The sequence below is a fragment of the Loigolactobacillus backii genome (assembly GCF_001663675.1).
In the GTDB taxonomy this organism is placed as follows: domain Bacteria; phylum Bacillota; class Bacilli; order Lactobacillales; family Lactobacillaceae; genus Loigolactobacillus; species Loigolactobacillus backii.
Window position 1 is genome coordinate 874,705 of sequence record NZ_CP014873.1, and the last position, 19,245, is coordinate 893,949.

The 19,245-nt window shown below is 39.0% G+C and carries 15 protein-coding genes and 1 pseudogene; 13 read left to right on the forward strand and 3 right to left on the reverse strand.

What is annotated here, in order from left to right:
- The first annotated feature begins 60 nt into the window (after positions 1 to 60).
- Positions 61 to 1,224: a MalY/PatB family protein gene (locus tag AYR53_RS03680; protein ID WP_068279308.1), complete on the forward strand. Its 1,164-nt coding sequence runs from the start codon at positions 61 to 63 to the stop codon at positions 1,222 to 1,224.
- A 17-nt stretch (positions 1,225 to 1,241) separates the two neighbouring features.
- Positions 1,242 to 3,002: an HTH domain-containing protein gene (locus AYR53_RS03685; RefSeq protein ID WP_068279305.1), complete on the forward strand. Its 1,761-nt coding sequence runs from the start codon at positions 1,242 to 1,244 to the stop codon at positions 3,000 to 3,002.
- Between the two features lie 154 nt (positions 3,003 to 3,156).
- Here the strand turns inward: AYR53_RS03685 and AYR53_RS03690 are convergent, their stop codons facing one another.
- Positions 3,157 to 4,038: a LysR family transcriptional regulator gene (locus AYR53_RS03690; RefSeq protein ID WP_068279302.1), complete on the reverse strand. Its 882-nt coding sequence runs from the start codon at positions 4,036 to 4,038 to the stop codon at positions 3,157 to 3,159.
- A 505-nt stretch (positions 4,039 to 4,543) separates the two neighbouring features.
- Here AYR53_RS03690 and AYR53_RS03695 point away from each other — a divergent pair.
- The 8 genes and pseudogenes from AYR53_RS03695 (at position 4,544) to AYR53_RS03730 (ending at position 13,588) form a co-directional block, all read left to right on the forward strand.
- Positions 4,544 to 5,380, forward strand: coding sequence for a sugar phosphate isomerase/epimerase family protein (locus tag AYR53_RS03695; protein ID WP_068279299.1), 837 nt, complete (start codon positions 4,544 to 4,546; stop codon positions 5,378 to 5,380).
- A gap of 63 nt (positions 5,381 to 5,443) precedes the next feature.
- Positions 5,444 to 6,283, forward strand: a complete 840-nt coding sequence (locus AYR53_RS03700) for an SDR family NAD(P)-dependent oxidoreductase (RefSeq protein WP_068279295.1) — start codon at positions 5,444 to 5,446, stop codon at positions 6,281 to 6,283.
- Positions 6,284 to 6,418: 135 nt separating this feature from the next.
- A complete protein-coding gene (locus AYR53_RS03705; RefSeq protein WP_068279292.1) occupies positions 6,419 to 7,303 on the forward strand; it encodes a shikimate dehydrogenase in 885 nt (294 codons plus the stop codon).
- A 36-nt stretch (positions 7,304 to 7,339) separates the two neighbouring features.
- Positions 7,340 to 8,215 carry a shikimate dehydrogenase gene (gene aroE / locus AYR53_RS03710; RefSeq protein ID WP_068279289.1) on the forward strand — a complete coding sequence of 292 codons (876 nt, stop codon included), beginning with the start codon at positions 7,340 to 7,342 and terminating at the stop codon, positions 8,213 to 8,215.
- Positions 8,216 to 8,220: 5 nt separating this feature from the next.
- Positions 8,221 to 9,441: an MFS transporter gene (locus tag AYR53_RS03715; protein WP_068279285.1), complete on the forward strand. Its 1,221-nt coding sequence runs from the start codon at positions 8,221 to 8,223 to the stop codon at positions 9,439 to 9,441.
- 42 nt (positions 9,442 to 9,483) lie between these two features.
- Entirely contained in the window at positions 9,484 to 10,677 is a 1,194-nt protein-coding gene (locus AYR53_RS03720; RefSeq protein ID WP_068279282.1) for an MFS transporter, read from the forward strand.
- 283 nt (positions 10,678 to 10,960) lie between these two features.
- Positions 10,961 to 11,860 carry an FAD:protein FMN transferase gene (locus AYR53_RS03725; protein WP_068279279.1) on the forward strand — a complete coding sequence of 300 codons (900 nt, stop codon included), beginning with the start codon at positions 10,961 to 10,963 and terminating at the stop codon, positions 11,858 to 11,860.
- 60 nt (positions 11,861 to 11,920) lie between these two features.
- Positions 11,921 to 13,588: pseudogene (locus AYR53_RS03730) on the forward strand (FAD-dependent oxidoreductase).
- Between the two features lie 208 nt (positions 13,589 to 13,796).
- Here AYR53_RS03730 and AYR53_RS03735 read toward each other — a convergent pair.
- Both AYR53_RS03735 and AYR53_RS03740 read right to left on the reverse strand, forming a co-directional pair.
- Entirely contained in the window at positions 13,797 to 14,447 is a 651-nt protein-coding gene (locus tag AYR53_RS03735) for an SAP domain-containing protein (protein WP_068279275.1), read from the reverse strand.
- A gap of 103 nt (positions 14,448 to 14,550) precedes the next feature.
- The gene (locus AYR53_RS03740) at positions 14,551 to 15,480 is read right to left on the reverse strand and encodes a LysR family transcriptional regulator (protein ID WP_068279271.1); all 930 of its coding nucleotides are present in this window, start codon (positions 15,478 to 15,480) and stop codon (positions 14,551 to 14,553) included.
- A 174-nt stretch (positions 15,481 to 15,654) separates the two neighbouring features.
- Here AYR53_RS03740 and AYR53_RS03745 point away from each other — a divergent pair, with 174 nt between their 5' ends.
- The 3 genes from AYR53_RS03745 (at position 15,655) to AYR53_RS03755 (ending at position 19,097) form a co-directional block, all read left to right on the forward strand.
- Positions 15,655 to 16,536, forward strand: coding sequence for a shikimate dehydrogenase (locus AYR53_RS03745; RefSeq protein WP_068279268.1), 882 nt, complete (start codon positions 15,655 to 15,657; stop codon positions 16,534 to 16,536).
- Between the two features lie 144 nt (positions 16,537 to 16,680).
- Positions 16,681 to 17,442, forward strand: coding sequence for a type I 3-dehydroquinate dehydratase (aroD, locus tag AYR53_RS03750; protein WP_068279265.1), 762 nt, complete (start codon positions 16,681 to 16,683; stop codon positions 17,440 to 17,442).
- 383 nt (positions 17,443 to 17,825) lie between these two features.
- Complete coding sequence (locus AYR53_RS03755) at positions 17,826 to 19,097, forward strand: ISL3 family transposase (protein ID WP_068279055.1); 1,272 nt, start codon at positions 17,826 to 17,828, stop codon at positions 19,095 to 19,097.
- The last annotated feature ends 148 nt before the right edge of the window (positions 19,098 to 19,245 follow it).

A 19,245-nucleotide genomic window follows, 5' to 3' on the forward strand; every position in this document is an offset into this window, starting at 1 on the left:
GTGCTGAAGTCGGCGCATCTGTTTTTGTTTCGAAGCGGATTTAAAATGGAGGTTACTAATATGAAAATTGATTTTGATAAAGTAATTGATCGGCACCATACTTTTAGTACACAATGGGATTATATTTCCGATCGTTTTGGCAGAGAAGATATCTTACCGTTTTCGATTTCGGATACTGATTTTCCCGTTCCAGAGGAAGTACAGGCAGCGTTGACCAAAAGAATGGCACACCCAATTTACGGTTACACCCGGTGGAACCACGCAGAATACAAGGATAGTATTGTTAACTGGTTTAAAAACAGACATCAAACAAAAATTGCGGCCGATTGGATTTCCTATAGTCCAAGCGTGGGATTTTCAATTGCTAGCTTTATTCGAATGAAAAGTGAAGAAAATGATGGCGTTATTGTTTTTGCACCAATGTACGACGCCTTTTACAATATTATTCAGAGTAACCACAGACGTTTGCTACCGGTTAAATTAACTGGTGCGGACCAGAATTACCAAATTGATTGGGACACCTTGCGGCTATTGCTAGAAGAAGAACATAATAAGATATTGTTATTAACTAATCCGCATAATCCAACCGGAAAGGTATTTTCCAAAAAAGAACTGCAGAAAATAGTCCAGTTATGCCAGCAGAATCATGTTTTTATTATTTCTGATGATATTCATAGTGATATCGTTTATGGGACTAACAGCTACACGCCAATTACCGAGCTTACGCATAAAGATATCGTTTTGTGTAGCTCGGCGAGTAAAACGTTTAATATTCCCGGATTAGTTGGATCATACCTTCTTTGCCCCGATGATGATTTATTGGTACAATTTTTACATGAGCTAAAGCAAAAGAACGCCTTATCCTCAGCAAGTATTTTTGGCATTACTGCCCAAATTGCCGCTTACAATCAATCGGTTACTTACGTTGATGAGTTAAAAGCTTATTTGGCACAAAATATGCAGTTGGTTCAAGATTTTATAGCCAAGAATATTCCGGAGCTCATTTTTGTTAAACCAGAAGCGACTTATCTTGCCTGGATAAACGTTAGCAAATTAAATTTAACTAGCGCAAAATTGCAAGATAAACTGGTTAATACTGGTCGTGTAGGCATCATGGCGGGAGCAACGTACGGGGATAGCCACTATATCCGAATGAATATTGCTTGCCCAAGGAAAAAGCTTGAAGATGGCCTGAATCGGCTGGCATTGGCTATCCACGCATAAAAGGAGTCAATGTTGCTATGCTTAATGATCGCCAAATCAAAATAATTACTATATTGGAACAGCACGATTTATCCGGGGATGAGCTGGCAAATATTTTAGATGCATCACGGCGGACAATTATTCGCGATGTTGCGGCAATTAATTATTGGTTAAAAGCAGAGAACCTAGGTGAAGTTACGAATTTTAAGGGCTATCACCTTAAAATAACTAATCAGGCCGTCCTAAATCAACATTTACAACAGATAAAACAAACGAGTAATCAAATTCTTTATTTGCTGCTAGCCAATAAATATATAACAGCAGCAACGTTAGAGGAAACCACCTTTTTGTCTAAGGTTGCAATTCAAAGCGAGTTGGCTTATTTAAGGGAAGAATATGTCAGAATATTAAACATTAAATCACAAACTGGTAAGGGTTACTTCGTAGAAATACCTTTTGAGCGGCGGTTGGATTTTATGGCAAACCTTATTTTTGAAAACTCGGAATTAGTTGAATTTTCTTACCCGCAAGAAAAGCAATTGCTGGAATTAAAAATCAATTTACAAAAAAGTAATTCCGCTAACGAATTTATTTTAAAAAATGAGAATGCCAAGCAGTTTAAGGCGCAGCTTTTAGCGGTGGAGCAGTACGCGACTACCTATTTAGGCATTAAAGTTAGTAATGATATTTTTACTCGAGCTGATTTAGCTGATGAAAAAGGCTATTCACTTTTAACCACTTTCTTTGATCTAAAGACTGCCAATTTAGCTAAGTTAGATATTGACGGTATTCGCCAAATAGTTGACACGATTAATCAAAAGTACCACTTTGATTTTAGTGACCGGCTGTTCTACCAGAAAATCTTAAAGCACCTATCTAGAAGCATTGCTTTTCCAATCTATCAAATTAACGATCTTGATGGTCAAATGGACTTACTGCGAATTAGAAATCCGTTTCTCTTCGATTTTGGATTGGAATTAAAGAATATTCTGTCTGTAAAATTCAAAAATAGTTACATTGATGGAAATTTATTAGCACTTTATTTAATTTATGCAGTTCAAAATCACAAGGAAGCACGTGTAAAAATTCTACTACACGCTACTAGACCGTCATTTGGTGATATTAATAAATTAATTATTGAAGAGAATACGATGAATGTCGACGTCACACTGGTCACATCGCCGAAAGAAGCAAGCCGGTTGGCGGCAACCAACAAGTTTGCTTTACTTCTTTATAATGGTGAATTGCAGGCGGCGGATGAGAAAAATGAATTGCAGTATAATTTGACGTTTACTGGTGTAGTGAATCAGGATGTGATCGCGCGTTTACATGAACTGGCCGCTAAAAATTATTTTCAACAAAATTTAATTAACTTTTTCCCGGAAATTAATTGGGTACATGTACCTGGTAAAAAGAATATTGATTCATTGTTAGAAACCGGGTTGAAGGATTTTGTAAAAAGAACGGTGATGACCGAAAAACAAAAAGAAAGTCTAATTAGTCGTGAGCAGGAGGGCAATCGCCTAGTGTTAAACCACATATCAATCCCCCACGCAACGACTAGTTTAACTAGTTCATTTCGATTGTTTGCAATTAGCTTTGATGGTAATCGGAAACTTGAACGAACATCGGTAAATATGATCTTAATCGTTTTGGTTGATAAAGATAGTGAACAAGAGAGTAATATTTTCGGCTACCTTTATCGGCAATTAAAGCAGCAAGATATTAATCTATTAAGTCAAAAAAAGGACTACCCGACAGTACTTAAATTGCTAGGGAGTGGTTCAAAAAGTGGTTAGATTCTACTTTGCAATTGATGATTATTACGGGTGTTGTCGATCAGATTAGGGTGGAACGAAGTCCGAATAGAAACAAAAAACTGTGACGAAGTATTTTCGCCACAGTTTTTTTGTCGTTTAGAGATATTTTGCCTAATCATTTTATGAACGGATCTTAGTTTTGCTCCTTTATAAAATCAACAAAGTGCTTAACTGCAGGGGTTTTATAGTGCTGCTTCAATGTTGCCATATAAAAGACACGCTTCCATTTTGGAAAAGTCAGTGGAATTATTTTAATTGGCATTGATTTTAGAATAGTCATGTTAGGGACGACCGCGATACCAAAATTATTGGCAACTAGGCCGGCCACTGCTTGGTCTTCTTCAATCGAGTAGACGCTTGTTGGATGACCGCCGCACTCTGCAAATAGTTGCCGCATTATGGAATAGAGCCCACTTCGCGGGGAAAAGGTAATTTGTTTATACGGCAGTGTTTCTGCCAGATTGATCTCTTTTTTGGCCGCTAGTGGGTGATTATTTGGCGTAATGACCACCAATTCCTGTTCGGCAATTGGAAAATAGTCAATGTCTTCTTGATCGTCAACTTTGGAGCAAAAACAAATATCGTATTTTTCGGTGCGGAGACCATGGATAATATCTGGTGAGAGCCCGGTATCAGTTGAAAATTCAAAATGAATCTGTGTTTTTTGATTGGTTGCTAAAAAATCATGAACGGTGTTTGGTAACCATTGGGTGCTAAGTGTTCTTAAAGTAGCAATGCGGATCAATGTATCGTGCTGGTTACTCTTTTGAACTTCGGAGATCCCTTGATCCAGCGTTGTGAGTGCCTTATTAACTTCGGTAACAAATAGTTTGCCGGATTTTGTCAAATAAATATTGCGGCCTTTCTTTGCGAATAATTTAACTTTAATTTCTTGTTCTAATGAATGAATTGCATTGCTAAGGCTGGGTTGTGTAATACTTAACAGTTTTGCCGCTTTGGTGTAGTTTTCGGTTTCGGCTAAAACTGAAAAGTAACGCAAATGGTATAGATTCAATCGTTAGGCCCCTTTTCTAATGCCATAATCAAGTTAAGTATAGCCTTTAACTATAGATTAGTCGATGATAATCAATTAGACGTTGTTTTGATGAGCGCTTACAATGAATTTGTGAATTAGTTCATTTGAAATAAAAGCAAAGTATTTAGAGGAACTATCTTTCGTGTTGACGAAGTTTACGCTAGAAAAATGATTAACACTTAGGTCGTGTTTGGAAAATGCCTTTACTAGTTTCTTTCTGGCTAGTTTAGTGTAAACGTGTTTGAAAAAGCAGATTCCTGTGGTGGCCGAGACGAACTTAGTTGTGAGCAGTTATGGACTTTATAACTGTGCTCCTTAGTTTTGGCCACAAGAATGGCCATCGGAGAAACACCAAGATTATTAGCAGGTTATGCTAATAATTCTCAATTGCGGAGTAGAATCTAACCACTTTTCCAAACACGCTCTAGCAATGAATTTCATCTTCACGAAAAATAGATCCTACATAATTAAGGGGGTATTTAAAATGGCAGAATCACATCCAATTACAGTTAGTTCGTGGACACTCGGTGATAAATGTACGTTTGAACAACGTTGTAAGGCTGCTCATGAGGCGGGTTATGATGGGATCGGTTTACGGGCAGAAACTTATGTAGATGCAGTAAATGAAGGTTTGTCAGATGATGATATTTTGGCATTACTTAGAAAGTACCAAATTCGTTGTACAGAAGTTGAGTATATTGTTCAGTGGTGTGAGGAATCGCGTTCGTACGAGCAAAAGTATAAGGAACAGGCCTGTTTCCATATGTGTGAACTATTCGGTGTTAAGCACATTAATACTGGATTGATGGAAACTTATTCAGTTGAATATACTGCAAAGAAATTACAGGAATTATGCAGTCGTGCGGGTGATTTGATTATTGCCTTGGAACCAATGCCTTATAGCGGTTTACCAAATCTTGATAAGACTTGGAAGATTTTACAGGCGGCAAATTGTGACAACGCCATGATGTTGCTTGATACTTGGCACTGGGTACGTGCAAATCAGCCCTACGATTTATTAACTAAGGAACAGGCCAAAAAGGTAATTTCAATTCAATTAGATGATGCCTACGAACGACCTTACGCAGAAACAATTTTACGTGATGAATCAATGCACGATCGGTTGGCTCCTGGCGTTGGCAAGGCGGATACGGTTGCTTTCGTTAAGATGGTTAAAGATGCAGGCGTTGATCCAAAGGTTGTCGGTGTTGAAGTCATTTCTGATGGCTACATGAATAAAGGAATCAATTGGGTTGCTAAGTATACTTACGATAATACCGTTAAAGTATTACAAGCAGCCTGGCCAGAAATTTTGAAATAGTAGTCATCGATTTTTATTTGTAAGGCAAATAAACACTAAATTAATTATATGGAGGTTCAATTTATGAGCGATAGTTGGTTAGGATTAGAAGGCAAAGTTGTTGTTGTAACTGGTGCTGTTGGTGGTATGGGGACTAAATTTACCGAAGAATACGCTAAACAAGGTGCTAATATTGCTTTAGTTGATCTACTTGAAGAAAAAACGGAAGAACGTGCCAAAGCATTACACGATAAATATGGGGTTGATACATTAGCTGTTAAATGTAATACAACTAGTGAAAAAGAAGTTGATGCGGCGGTTAAAAAGGTTGTCGATCATTTTGGCCAAGTAGATGTCTTGGTTAATACGGCCGCAATTTTACGCTTTTCACCATTAGAAGATCTCCGCCTAGATGAATGGAATATGGCCTTAAACGTTAATTTGACGGGCTACTTCTTAATGTCACAACGTTTTGGTCGTGTGATGATTAAGCAACACAAGGGCATAATGATTCATATTTCAACGATTGCTTCACGTTTCCCAGAAACTTATAGTGGGACTTACAGTACAACTAAAGCTGGCGTAAATATGATGTCCCGGCAAATAGCAGCTGAATGGGGCCAGTTTGGTGTACGAAGTAATTGTGTTCTTCCTTGCTTAGTTAAAACACCGTTATCACAGGACTTTTATTCAGACCCTAAAGTTGAAGAGGGTCGCAAGAATTTAACCGCTAGCAAGCGGATTGGGACACTTGATGATATTGCGAATGCAGTTATTTATCTATCTAGTGACCGTTCCGACTATACAAACGGTGGCGAATTAACGGTTGAAGGTGGATTCGGAATCATGATGGGTGACCAAATTCCTAAGCCAGGTGGCCGTCGTGAATACGCAGTTGAGCACCACCAACCTGCCAAGAAATAATAGAGAAAGCAAAGTGTTTTCAAATAGTCACTAAATCAGTTGGAGCTATTGATGCAAATTGGTAGTTCCAATTTTTTAGGATGATTAGTGATAAATTGAGCTTGTAAAATTGATTAAGAAAGGTTCGTTATGATAATGGAAAAACGAATTTCAGGGACAACAGGGTTATTTTGTTTAGTTGGTTCACCCGTTGGTCATTCCGGCTCGCCAGCAATGTATAATTACAGTTTTCAAAAGCAAGGTCTAGATTACGCATATATGGCCTTTGATGTAAAAAAGGAACAAATGGCCGCGGCAATGAAAACAATTAAGTTGTTTAATATTCGTGGTGGCAACATTACGATGCCGTGTAAAAACATTGCGGCAACTTTAGTTGATGAGTTGTCACCAGCGGCCAGAATTATTGGGGCAATCAATGTTTTCGTCAATGATAATGGTAAAATTACGGGTCATATTACTGATGGAATTGGCTTTGTTCGTAATTTGAAAGAGCATGGGATTGACGTTGCGGGTAAAAAATTAGTGGTTATTGGTGCTGGTGGTGCGGCCACAGCGCTTCAAGTTCAAAGCGCGTTAGATGGTGCCAAAGAACTATCAATTTTCAATCGCGACGATGAATTTTATGCCCGTGCCGAAGAAACCGTTAAAAAAATTCAAAAAGAGGCCCCAACTGTAACGGCTAATGCTTTCCATTTAGAAGATAATGATAAACTTAAAGAAGAAATTGCTTCAGCTGATATTTTAGTTAACGCCACGATCATCGGCATGAAACCACAAGACGGTCAATCCTTGGTTGATCCAAGTTTTCTACGCAAAGATTTAGTGGTCGCTGATACTGTCTATAATCCGCTGAAGACCAAATTAATTTTAGATGCTGAAAAGATTGGTTGCCAGACAGCCCCAGGTAAGGGAATGTTATTGTGGCAAGGTGCAGCAGCCTATAAATTATTTGTTGGCAAAGAGATGCCAGCGAAAGAGTACCAAGAATATGAGCAGCAACAGGCCAAAGCTAACAAATAGCGCTACCTGAATTTTATTTAATAACGGGTGATTTTTATGGAAAAAAGAATTGATGGACGTACAGTATTATTGGGATTGTTTGGGACACCAGTGAAACATTCTGGTTCACCAGCAATGTATAATTATAGTTTTGCCGATAAGAAAATTAATTATGCTTACTTGGCTTTTGATATTAAAGCAGAAGAAATGGCAACAGCACTTGATTCCATGCGGCTTTTTGGTATGCGGGGAGCTAACGTGACAATGCCCTGTAAACAAAAAGCGGCCGAATTGGTCGATAAATTGTCACCGGCCGCTAAATTGGTTGGTGCCGTCAATACAATCGTCAATGATAACGGCATTTTGACTGGCTATAATACAGATGGTGCTGGCTATGTTCAAAATCTAAAGCATAATGGTGTTGACGTTAAGGATAAAGTCATTACGTTGATTGGTGCCGGTGGGGCCGGAACCGCAATTGCCGTTCAGGTTGCATTAGATGGCGCTAAGCAGATTAACATTTTTAATCCAAAAGATGTTTTCTTCCAAAATGCTGAAAAGACAGCCGCTAAGATTATGAAGAGTGTTCCTAATTGCCAAGTAACGGTCAATGACATTCAAGATAAGGCCAACTTGTACCAAATGATTGCTAATAGTGATATTTTTGGGAACGCAACTAAAGTTGGGATGACTCCGAATATTGCAACAACTAACATTGAGGATCCAAGTGTTTTTCGACCCGGATTAGTAGTGACTGATACAGTTTATAGTCCTGATAAAACAAAAATGCTTCAAGATGCTGAAAAACAGGGTGCAACTGTAATTGGTGGCCGGGGAATGCTCATTTGGCAAGGCGCAGCGGCTTTTCAACTTTATACGGGGCAGGAAATGCCTGTTGATGAAGTTAAGGCTCTGTTTTTCAGTAAGGAGTAGTGATTATGGAAAATAATACAAAGAAGTTTCTTCCCACTGCCTTTGCGCTTTATTTTGCTTACGCGATGTTGGGGATTGCCTCATCAATTCTCAGTCAGTATAAAAGTGAATTTGCCAAAGCCTGGGGCGCACAAACCTTATCTTCGGGAATGGTCGACGTTAGTATGGTCGTATCCGTGGTGGCTGCTTTTGGACTTGGTCGCTTGATTGCTTACCCATTTTCTGGTCCGGTATCGGATAAATTCGGTCGCCGGGTTAGCGGGTTAATTGGGGTTTTACTTTACGCACTGTTCTTTTTTGGAATCACGATCGTGCAAAACTTCTGGTTTGCTTACGCAATTGGGATTCTAAATGGGATCGCTAACTCGTTTTTAGATACTTGTGTTTCACCAAGCTTAATGGAAATGTTTCCGAAATCAGCATCAATTGCAAACTTATTTACTAAATTTTCCATTGTAATTGCCCAATTTTTACTTCCTTTCTTTATCGGTTGGGTCACAATGGCCAATTTTTCCTACCACACCATCTTTGTGATTTGCGGAATTGCCATGTTAATTGATGCTGTTTTAGTAATGACCTTACCTTTTCCAGTTCAAAACAAAGTCGTTACGGATAAGAAGGAAGCTAAGCCAGCTGAGAAAAAACATATGCATTTCACGCCCGCTTCTATAGCAGCGATTCTAATTGGTTTCACAAGCTCGACAACTTTTATGCTCTGGCTGAACTGTAATCAAGAATTAGGAAGCAGTTATGGAATTAAAGATCCAAGTGTTCTTCAATCTTTCTATGCTGCCGGGGCTGCTGTTGCAGTTTTGGCAACGGCCCAATTTATTCATATGGGAATTAAAGAAACAACTATCTTGGTTCTTTACCCAAGTATTGCCGTTGTCATGTTATTATTGTGTTACTTTATTCAACAACCGATTATTTTGTACATTGGTAGTTTTGTAATTGGTTATTCGGCCGCTGGTGGTGTTCTTCAATTAGCTACTTCAACGACGATTAATTTCTTCCCACTTAATAAGGGAACTGCGACATCGTTAGTGATGATCGCGTCAAGTATTGCTAACTATGCTGTCTTATCATTGGCGGCATTCATTACAGGTTCATTCAGTGGCAACGCGCCACGTTTGATTATTTTATTAAATGTAGTGATCACAGTAATTGGAATCTGCCTCGCGTTATTTGTTAAACGAAGTAAGCAACAAGTAGTTAGTGCTAAGTAAACAAGTTTGACGCATACACTCTCTAGATTGAGGTTGTTAAAAATGAAGAAAAAGCAATTTATACCATTAGCATCCGGAATATACATCAACTATGCCATTTTAGGGATGGCAACGATTATTATTTCTCAATATAGTTCGAATTTTCAAAAAATGTGGAACACAAACTTAGCGGGAATTTCGACAGTTATTTCAATGATTGGAATTGGTCGTCTAATTACGGTACTGTTTGCTGGCGATTTATCTGATCGAATTGGGCGTAAACCAACGATGATTGTCGGGATGGTCGCTACTATTATATTTTTAATTGGCTTGGCCCTAAGTACCAGTATGATTATGGCGGCAATTTTTGCCTTGTTCCTCGGCGTGACAAATTCTTTTGATGATGCTTCTAGCTATCCAGCATTAACGGATGCTTTTGAATCTCGAGCCGCGAGCATGAATTCGTTAGTTAAAGCAGCAATGTCACTAGCACAGTTTGTGCTACCATTTATTGTTGCTGTGGCACCTGATGCTAAAATTACGCTAATTTTGATGGCAATTATTATTGCTGTAGATATTATTTTAATAGCCAGTAGTACATTTGCCGCGCAGACTACAAAACCGGCAGCAACAAAGCAAAAGATTGCAGCGGCAGCAACAAAGCAAACCAATAATCGACCAAAAATGGCAATTGATGGTATGGCGTTAATTATTCTTGGGTTTACGATTTCATTTACCTTTTACGTCTATTCACAGTATCTGCCAAATTTTGGGAGCACTGTTTTGGGACTCAGTGCTGGTACCGCAAAAGGATTAATCTCTTGGTACGCAATTTCTTCACTATGCTCAGTATTTATAACCTCAGTGCTAGTTACTAAAATACGACCAATGTATTTAGTTACGATTTATTCTGCGATTTCTTTATTGTTCTTAATCCTTTTGGTTAGTGCGCCTAGCCTTTTGATGATTAGAATAACCAGTATTGTTATCGGCTTTTTTGCCGCTGGCGGAATCTGGCAGCTAGGATTAACCGTATTGACCCAGTACTTTCCACTGAAAAAGGGAAAGGTGACTGGCTACTATAGTTTTGCAACGGCGCTAACCTATTTTGTTGGTCCGTTTGTATCAAGCTTTATTATTAACGACACGGCCGTTAGTGTGCTCCGAGTTTTTCAGATCGACGTTGGTGTCACACTAATTGGTGTTGCAATAATTTTAGTTGTACTATTAAGAAATCTAAAATACCATTTCATTTAAGGTTAGGGAATAATACGTGCCTGCACCTCATAACAGGAACGTTCTAGAGCAAAGTTCGGAAACAATAAGAGGCCAGGACTTTTGTCTTGGCCTCTTATTGTTGACCAAGCAAGTTAGTGAAATTTATTCATAGATAATATTTATTGATTAAACTAATTATTATTATTTATTTAATCAGTTTGAACGGCTATCATTTAATGTGAATAAGGTAACAATGTGATTTTTGAATGGTCCGAGGTGACTAACAATAGCTAGTAAAAAGTTCATTTCACAATTTTCATTAATGGGAACAATCATTTCACTCACGTTATTTCAGAATCGGCCGCAAGTTGTCACAACAGTCTACCAATATTTGGTTGATGCTGAGAAAAAGTTTTCGGCGAATAATGATAACTCTGAAATAATGCGAATTAATCAAAGTGCTGGGATTAGGCCAGTTAGTGTTAGTCCCGCCGTTTTTGATTTAATCAAGCGTGCAGTGATGTATTCAAAAAAATTTCCAAACAGTTTTAACGTAGCTATTGGTCCACTAGTTAAGCTCTGGGATATTGGATTTTCCGGGCAACGAGTGCCAAGTGCTACGGAAATAAGGCAAAAATTAAAAGCAGTGGCGATTACGGGAATTGAATTAAATGAAAGTCAGTTGCAAGTGTATCTGAAATATCCAGGAATGGCCATAGATTTAGGTGCGATTGCCAAAGGCTACTTTGCCGATCAAATCGCGTTTCAACTTAAACGTTGGGGAATCAAGGATGCCATTATCGATTTAGGTGGCAACGTGGTTACTTTAGGGCACAATCAGTTAGCAAAGAATAGTGACTGGCAAATTGGTATTCAGGATCCAAAAAAAACGCGCGGCGAAATTCTTGGCAAAGTTCAATTGCCGGCCTGTTCTGCAGTGACGTCGGGAATTGGCGAACGAAATTTTAAAGTTAGGGATAAATTCTATCATCATATTATTAGTCCGCGAACTGGTTATCCTGTAGAAAACGATGTTGCCCAAGTCACTATTTTTTCTCCTAGTTCTATTCAGGGTGAAGTGCTGGCAACGGTCGCCTTTTTCGCCGGAATTACTGCTGGGCAACAATTGGTTAAACAAACGCCCAACGTTGCGGCGATTTTTGTAACGCGTGCTGGTGAAATCAAATTGACATCAGGTTTAAATTTTAAAAAGATTGCTTAGGAGGCTATTAATTTGAAAACAGTTGATAAAATTGAAGCACAAGCAAAGGGTCATAACGGTATGATTACGTTTGAAGTTGATGTTGCCGATAATCAAATTGATGATGTTAAAGTTATTAAACATTCAGAAACACCGGGTATTTTTAACCAGGCTTTTGATAAGCTAAAGGCTAATATTCTTAAGCAACAAAGTTTTGCGGTTGATACAATTAGTGGCGCAACAGTTATGACGAAGGCAATTCTCGATTCGGCCCAGGCAGCAGTTGCTACTGATGGAATCCAGATTACCACAAAGCCACAAGTAAAAATTCCCCACGAAACGATTGACTTAACCGCGGACGTTGCGGTAATCGGTGGTGGTGAAGCTGGTTTAGTAGCTGCGTGCCGTGCGTTAAGTTTAGGGAAGAAAGTTATTTTAGTTGAAAAGAATGGCTACTTAGGTGGCGCAACGATTTTAAATGGGTCTAATGTCACTGGGACGGGCTCAAAGGTTAGCTAAAGAATTTTCGGTGCCAAAGCTAAACAGGACTCACCACAGCGCCTATTTGATGATGTTTCCCGGGAGTGTGCACATACGAATTATCCAGAATTAACCCATTTAATGACCGATAATATTGGTCGGGCCATCGATTTTATTAGCCAGTTTGCCAACTTGAACTATCAAGCAGCACAAACGCAAACGCCTGAGCACTCCGTTGAGCGTCAAATTGAATTACCTAGTGCCAGTAGTTATGAGCTCATTAAAAAAGTAGCTAAGGCGTTTGCGGCCAAAGGTGGCCAAATTTTATTGGATACGCGCGTTGAGAATTTACTAAAAGATAAGGGTCAATTAACTGGTTTTGTTGCGGAGGGACAGCACGCAACAATTAACGTGAAGGCAACTTCTGTCGTCCTAGCTTCTGGTGGGTACGGTGCCAATACAGCGATGCGCAGTAGTAAGAGTAAGCAAATCGATTATTACGGGCCGATGACCTCTACCGGTGACGCATATCAGTTTATGAAATCAATGGATTTAAAGGCACACGATTTGGATTGGTACAAAGTCTACCCACATGGCTTGGAAGTCGAGCCTGGAATTGCTAAATTAACAACGTATGCTTCAAAAAAGGCAACGGATATGGGTGCAATTTACGTCAATAAAAATGGTAAACGGATTGTAAATGAATCTGACGTCTACGTTACGTTCCGCGACGCTATTTTGAAGCAACCAGATCAAATTGCCTTCTTAGTGATGGACGCACGTACTTGGCGGGAATTTTATAATTTATTGATTCTACACGATTTTACTGCTGAAGAAATTCAGGGTTATTTCAACAATAATGGTGCTAAAAGCCCAATTTTAGTAAAAGGAACATTGGAAAAGGCGGCCGAACTTGCCGGGATTGATGCGGACATGTTAGCATCAACCGTTAAAAAATATGATGGTTACGCTCAGGCCAAACAGGATCCTGAATTTGATCGTGATGCACAATATCTGCACGGCCTTGATGGTGACACGTATTATATTATTGAGCAACGTGCGCGGTTTGCCACAACCTTAGGCGGCTATATGGCACAAGCAACTGATATGGCCTTGGAAGATAGTCACGAACGGCCAGTTGCCCATTTATATGGTGCCGGGGAGGTAGTCGGCGGAGCTAACGGCCACGATTCAATGCCAAGCATGATGAATACGTGGGGGATTGCCTCAGGTTATGTTGCTGGCAGTAGCGCCAGTCAAGTTAAGTAAAAAACGGTTTAATTTTGAAATGAGCGATTGAAAGGTATTGAAATTGTTTTTTTAAACAACTGTTAATTATCATAGTAATCGAATCAGAAAAGCAATAAGAGGCTGGGACAAAAATCCTAGCCTCCTTTTGTCCCCCACTTTTCCTACGCTTAGTCAGGCACTAGAGACAAAGCGTTTGACTAAGCGTAGATTGTTTGAATTCTAGTATTTATTTACTGGGTAACAGATAGTTTTGAATTGCGGTACTATAACGGTGAATTAAAATTGGCTTATATTGCTTGGTACCGCGACCTAGTTTAACCTTCTGCCATAGAATTGCCGCGACTTTAAGTTTATTTGAATAATTAGCGGACTGTGGATCCTTACAAAAATCTTTGCCAAAATTATTCCATTGATAAGTACCTTCCTCGGCGTTATTAAAGCTTTTTTTGTGATTCTGGACATCTAAATAAAGGTTAATTAGATCGGCAACATCCGCAGTCACATCTTTTGTTCGTTGGACTTCACGGAGTTTAATTGCCATGACTTTTTTAAAGGAAAATTGAGCGGTGTGAAAATAATTAGAAAAAAATTGTCTTGCTTCATTATTTAATGAGAAACCTGAATCAAGCAGCCTAGTTTTGGGAGTAATTTCGCAAGCTTTTAACGATTTTTGTCTAGTGACTTTACGTGCTATTTTTATTTTACTCAGGGGGACACCATTTAAAAACGCCACTAGGTAGCTGGTCAATTCGGCCTTAGTACCAAATGTTGGCAGTTTATTTTGCCGGCAAATGGTCTGTAATTCTGTTTTGTACCAATAGTGTTCTAGAAATTCATGAGCCGACATGGTATTGGAAAATTTAGGATGTTCATTCATTGTTTAGGACGCACCTTTATTAGCTACTGGCTACAAGATTACCAAAAAATTAAAATAGTAGAAAAATCAAATCATAACTTAGACCATTAATAACCCAAGATTTCTAAATTAGCCGCTTTTTAGCGGTAAAATTTTTCTGGCAGTAGTTTTCGACAAAATTTTGAAAACGTGAAGAAGATGGTGGAGAAAAATGATTATTTTTTAAAACTAAGTAAATTTGGTGAGTGGCGCTACTTTCTTTAATGTGCACAATATGAACTAACGAGTGATCTAATTGTGGCAAATTCGGAACTAAAGCAATTCCGTAACCATACTGAACAAAGCCGATTATCGTGTGATCTTCCTCAATTTCGCAACGAATATTCGGTTTAACGTTCGCCGTTTTCAGCAAATTATCTAACAGGGATCGTAAGCCACTATTCTTAGAAAAATAAATTAGGGGGTAATTTTGAATTTCATTTAGAGAGACAGTGGTGCGGCTAGCCAGAGGATGATCGTTAGGAACCGCCAAAACAATCTCTTGCTGGACAATTGGGGTGAAAGTTAATTTATTGCGCAAGTTTTGATCGCCGATAGCGGCAACGTAGGAAGATAGAACAAAATCATATTGTTCATCCAACAGATCAGTTAATAACTGCACAGTATTGCCTTGTGCAAAAGAAAAAGTGATTTGTTGGTTGGCCTGATCCTTTTGAAATTCGGTTACTAATTCAGGAACTAAGCGTTGGCCAAGCGTATAGGTGAATCCTAAGTGGATGTGGCCTTCATTTACATTTAAAAGTTGACCAATCAGGGCTTGACCATGGTCTAATTCGGTTAGGCCTCGTTGAACAAATTCTAAATAAATCTTGCCAAAAGAAGTTAGCTTAATATTACGACCATCTTTTTCAAATAACGGCGCCCCTAATTCTTGTTCCAAATGACTGATGGCGTAACTTAATGAGGGTTGTGAAATATTTAGATTTTCGGCGGCTTTCGCCATGTATTGAGTGTGTGCTAATTCCCGGAAAAAGATTAAATGGCGTAAATTCATAATGATCACCTCTAAACTAAATAATAGATACATTCTATTATTTAATCAAATTAACATTATTTATTTCATCAATTGAAAGCACTATCATTATAAGTGAACTATGTAACAAGTAAATATTTGACTAAAGCTAGCTCAATATATTGTAAAATGAACTATGAAAGAGGGATTTTTATTATGGTAGAAAGACTTGATGGACACACTATTTTGATTGGATTAATGGCCTATCCCATTCGCCATTCAATGTCACCGACAATGCACAATAATGCTTTTGCAAAGTTAGGGTTAAATTACGCTTACCTTGCGTTTGACGTTACAAATAAAGAGTTACCAGGTGCGATTGATGCTATTCGGACATTAGGCATGCGTGGTTCAAATATTTCAATGCCAAACAAGCAAAAAGTTATTCCTCTATTGGATAAATTGGACCCTGCGGCAGAAATGGTGGGCGCGGTTAACACAATTGTTAACGATAATGGCGTTTTAACTGGCTACACAACTGACGGCACTGGTTTCATGCAGTCCTTAGATGATGAAAATTTGGATATTCGGGGTAAAAAAATGACCTTGGCCGGGGCTGGTGGCGCAGGTACGGCAATTGCAATTCAGGCAGCTCTTGATGGGGTTAAAGAAATTTCAATTTTTAATTTAAAAGATGCTCACTGGGAACAAGCGAAAAAGAACGTTGCGACCATTAATGCCCAAACTAAGTGTAAGGCAACTTTACACTCACTAGATGAACAAGATAAGTACCGTTCTGAAATTGCTGCTTCTGCTATTTATTGTGATGCAACTGGTGTTGGTATGAAACCACTACAAGATCAGAGTTTAATCACAGACCCTAGCTTTTTCCGACAGGATATGATCGTTTTTGATACAGTTTACGCGCCACGAGAAACTAAGTTAATGCAGATTGCAAAAAAGGCCGGAGTTAAACACGTGTTTAATGGTTTGGGTATGATGCTTGAGCAGGGCGCCCAAGCATTCAAACTTTGGACTGGCGAGGATATGCCGGTGGATTATATTCATGAACTGCTTTTTGCAGACGCCAGTAAATAGCATCAAGTGTAGTAAGTTTGATGAAGAATTGTTAGTTATCATCACTAGTCCTTAGTTTTGTTAGCAGTTTTCGCAGTTGTAGGTACGTTACCGGCATTTTCAGTGGGCCTATTTTATTCAGGTTAAGAAGGGAATTGATCTTCATTGACAGTTACAACGGTTAAATTAAAACAAGTGGTGTTGGGTAGTGGCCGACCAAAGATTGCCGTACCAATCACGGGTAAGGATCGATCAACTATTTTGGAACAAGCTAAAAAGATTGTTGCTGCTAGGCCGGATTTAATTGAATGGCGGCTGGATTATTATCAGGACATTCTTGATTTTGAAAATTACCGAGAAACGGCGATTCAATTAAATAAACTACTTGGTGAAATTCCACTGCTGACAACTTTCCGTACGCAAAAAGAAGGTGGTGAAATGCCACTTAGTACAGATAACTATGTTGCCGTTTATCAACAGATTATTAATAATCAGCTAACTGATGCACTAGATGTTGAGTTGTTTTTACCCTCAGAAATTGTTAGTGATTTAATTACTGCCGCACATGCTTCAAACATTGCGATTATTATGAGCAATCATGATTTTCAGCAAACACCGACTAAAACCGAAATTATCAGTCGGTTAACTCGGATGGCCAAATTGAAGGCCGACGTTGCCAAGATAGCCGTAATGCCGCAATCCGCCGCAGACGTTTCAGTACTGTTGACGGCAACAGAGGTGGCACATCGCCAATTAACAATTCCATTGATTACGATGGCAATGGGCGATCTTGGTAAAATTAGCCGAATTAGTGGGGAAGTATTTGGTTCGGCATTGACGTTTGGAACGGTTGGCGCCGCCTCTGCTCCAGGTCAAATTGAACTTGGAATGTTGCGCCAGAATTTAGCTGAATTAGCACTTAACTGATGATCAATGATTGTAAAATAGATAAAGTGCTATTTGTAGCGCGCACCATTAGATTAAAGTTTACCGGGTAATAATAGAATGAATATCAGTTTATATTAATGGAATTATTAATCCTTCTCATTAATGCAAATTTTATCTAGTTAACAGGCTTAAAAAGTACCATGGTTTTTACTTGGCAGAACATAATTTGTACAGAAAAAGCGGCTAGGACAAAGGTCCTAGCCGCTTTTTCTGGTTCTACAATATCTGTTGTTGGTAATAGATTTTCATCTATTACTGATGACAGATTTTTTATTTATGGCTAGAATAAAAAAGCGGACATTTCCTGTCCGTTCATCCAAGTCAACCACCACGAAGATTTTTCAGAAAGAAGGAAATGCCCTATGTGTCATGATACTACAAAATTATTATTAGGAATAGCTGACGAGAACCTAAAAATTACTGACGGTGAAACTGGAGAAGACGGGGTTATTCGCTTAACTGGCCACTTGGATTACACGCCGAAGGCTTGTCCCAAGTGCGGGATTATCAATGATCAAAAGATTATTAACTACGGCTGGCGCAATACCACTATCAGATTCTCGAAGGTTCTGAGCAACACCGTCATCTTAGCCTTAAAGCGCCGCTATTTCCACTGTAAAGAATGTCACGGCAACTTTCTTGCACAAACATTGGCAGTTCCGAAACACTGTACAATTTCAAACACCAGCCGCAAAGAATGCCTAGAGAAGCTCGGTGAACCGGTCTCTTTGAAGCACATTGCCAATGAAGTATCGGCATCAGATTCATTTGTGGGCCGCCAGTTAATGCGCGCTGAACGAGACTTTCAAACCAATTGGCACTATTTACCAGAGATCATCTTAATGGATGAGGTGAAGAGTACCAAGAGCGCTACTGGTGCCATGAGCTTTGAGTTCATGAATGGCGAAACCCATGAATTAATCGACTTACTCCCTTATCGAACCATCAATAAACTAGAGAAGTATTTTTACCGCTTCGATCAAGCTGCCCGAGAAAACGTCAAAATTATTGTGACTGATATGAATTATACCTACCCCAAGCTTGTGCAGACCGTGTTCCCCAATGCCATGGTGGTCATGGACAAGTTTCATATTATCAACGCCCTAAATCGGGCGTTTAACAAAACCAGAATCAAGGTGATGAAGAAGTTTACCCCGTCTTCTCGCGAATTTCACGCCCTTAAGCGCTACTGGAAGCTGTTGTTAGTACCAACTGAACAGCTTAACTTTGAACAATTCAAAAAGTGGACTAATTTTCCTTACTGGATGGCTGCCACCGATGTTGTCCATCAGCTGTTATCGTTGGATTCAGAACTAGAACAAACTTATCAAGTCTTAAACAGCGTCCGGTCAGCTGTCCAACATCAAGATTGGCATAACTACAATGCGGCATTTTGGAATAACAAAACGTATTCTGAAGAAATGAAGAACACGATTAAAACACTTGAAAGCCATCATGATGAGATTCGTAACACCTTTACCACACACTATTCAAATGGTCCTTTGGAAGGTTCTAATAATAAAATCAAGGCGATCAAACGAGCCAGTTTTGGCTATCGCAGCTTCTGGAGGTTTAGAACTCGAGTACTATACGTTTTCAAAATCAAAACAAAAAGAGCCCTAATCACGAAGTGATTAGAACTCGAAATATGGATTCACCAACAACAGTTGACGAAGAGCCCTTTTTCTGTACATTACTCTTGAACGTGCACCAATCCAATATCATAGTACGGTTATTAGATTAGCTTACATTACGCAGTGAACTCAACAATGATTTTTGTCC

Excerpts from the sequence above, each read along its gene's own strand:
- AYR53_RS03680 (WP_068279308.1), top strand. The coding sequence starts at position 61 with ATGAAAATTGATTTTGATAAAGTAATTGATCGGCACCATACTTTTAGT.
- AYR53_RS03685 (WP_068279305.1), top strand. The coding sequence starts at position 1,242 with ATGCTTAATGATCGCCAAATCAAAATAATTACTATATTGGAACAGCAC.
- AYR53_RS03695 (WP_068279299.1), top strand. The coding sequence starts at position 4,544 with ATGGCAGAATCACATCCAATTACAGTTAGTTCGTGGACACTCGGTGAT.
- AYR53_RS03700 (WP_068279295.1), top strand. The coding sequence starts at position 5,444 with ATGAGCGATAGTTGGTTAGGATTAGAAGGCAAAGTTGTTGTTGTAACT.
- AYR53_RS03705 (WP_068279292.1), top strand. The coding sequence starts at position 6,419 with ATGGAAAAACGAATTTCAGGGACAACAGGGTTATTTTGTTTAGTTGGT.
- aroE (WP_068279289.1), top strand. The coding sequence starts at position 7,340 with ATGGAAAAAAGAATTGATGGACGTACAGTATTATTGGGATTGTTTGGG.
- AYR53_RS03715 (WP_068279285.1), top strand. The coding sequence starts at position 8,221 with ATGGAAAATAATACAAAGAAGTTTCTTCCCACTGCCTTTGCGCTTTAT.
- AYR53_RS03720 (WP_068279282.1), top strand. The coding sequence starts at position 9,484 with ATGAAGAAAAAGCAATTTATACCATTAGCATCCGGAATATACATCAAC.
- AYR53_RS03725 (WP_068279279.1), top strand. The coding sequence starts at position 10,961 with ATGGGAACAATCATTTCACTCACGTTATTTCAGAATCGGCCGCAAGTT.
- AYR53_RS03735 (WP_068279275.1), bottom strand. The coding sequence starts at position 14,447 with ATGAATGAACATCCTAAATTTTCCAATACCATGTCGGCTCATGAATTT.
- AYR53_RS03740 (WP_068279271.1), bottom strand. The coding sequence starts at position 15,480 with ATGAATTTACGCCATTTAATCTTTTTCCGGGAATTAGCACACACTCAA.
- AYR53_RS03745 (WP_068279268.1), top strand. The coding sequence starts at position 15,655 with ATGGTAGAAAGACTTGATGGACACACTATTTTGATTGGATTAATGGCC.
- AYR53_RS03755 (WP_068279055.1), top strand. The coding sequence starts at position 17,826 with ATGTGTCATGATACTACAAAATTATTATTAGGAATAGCTGACGAGAAC.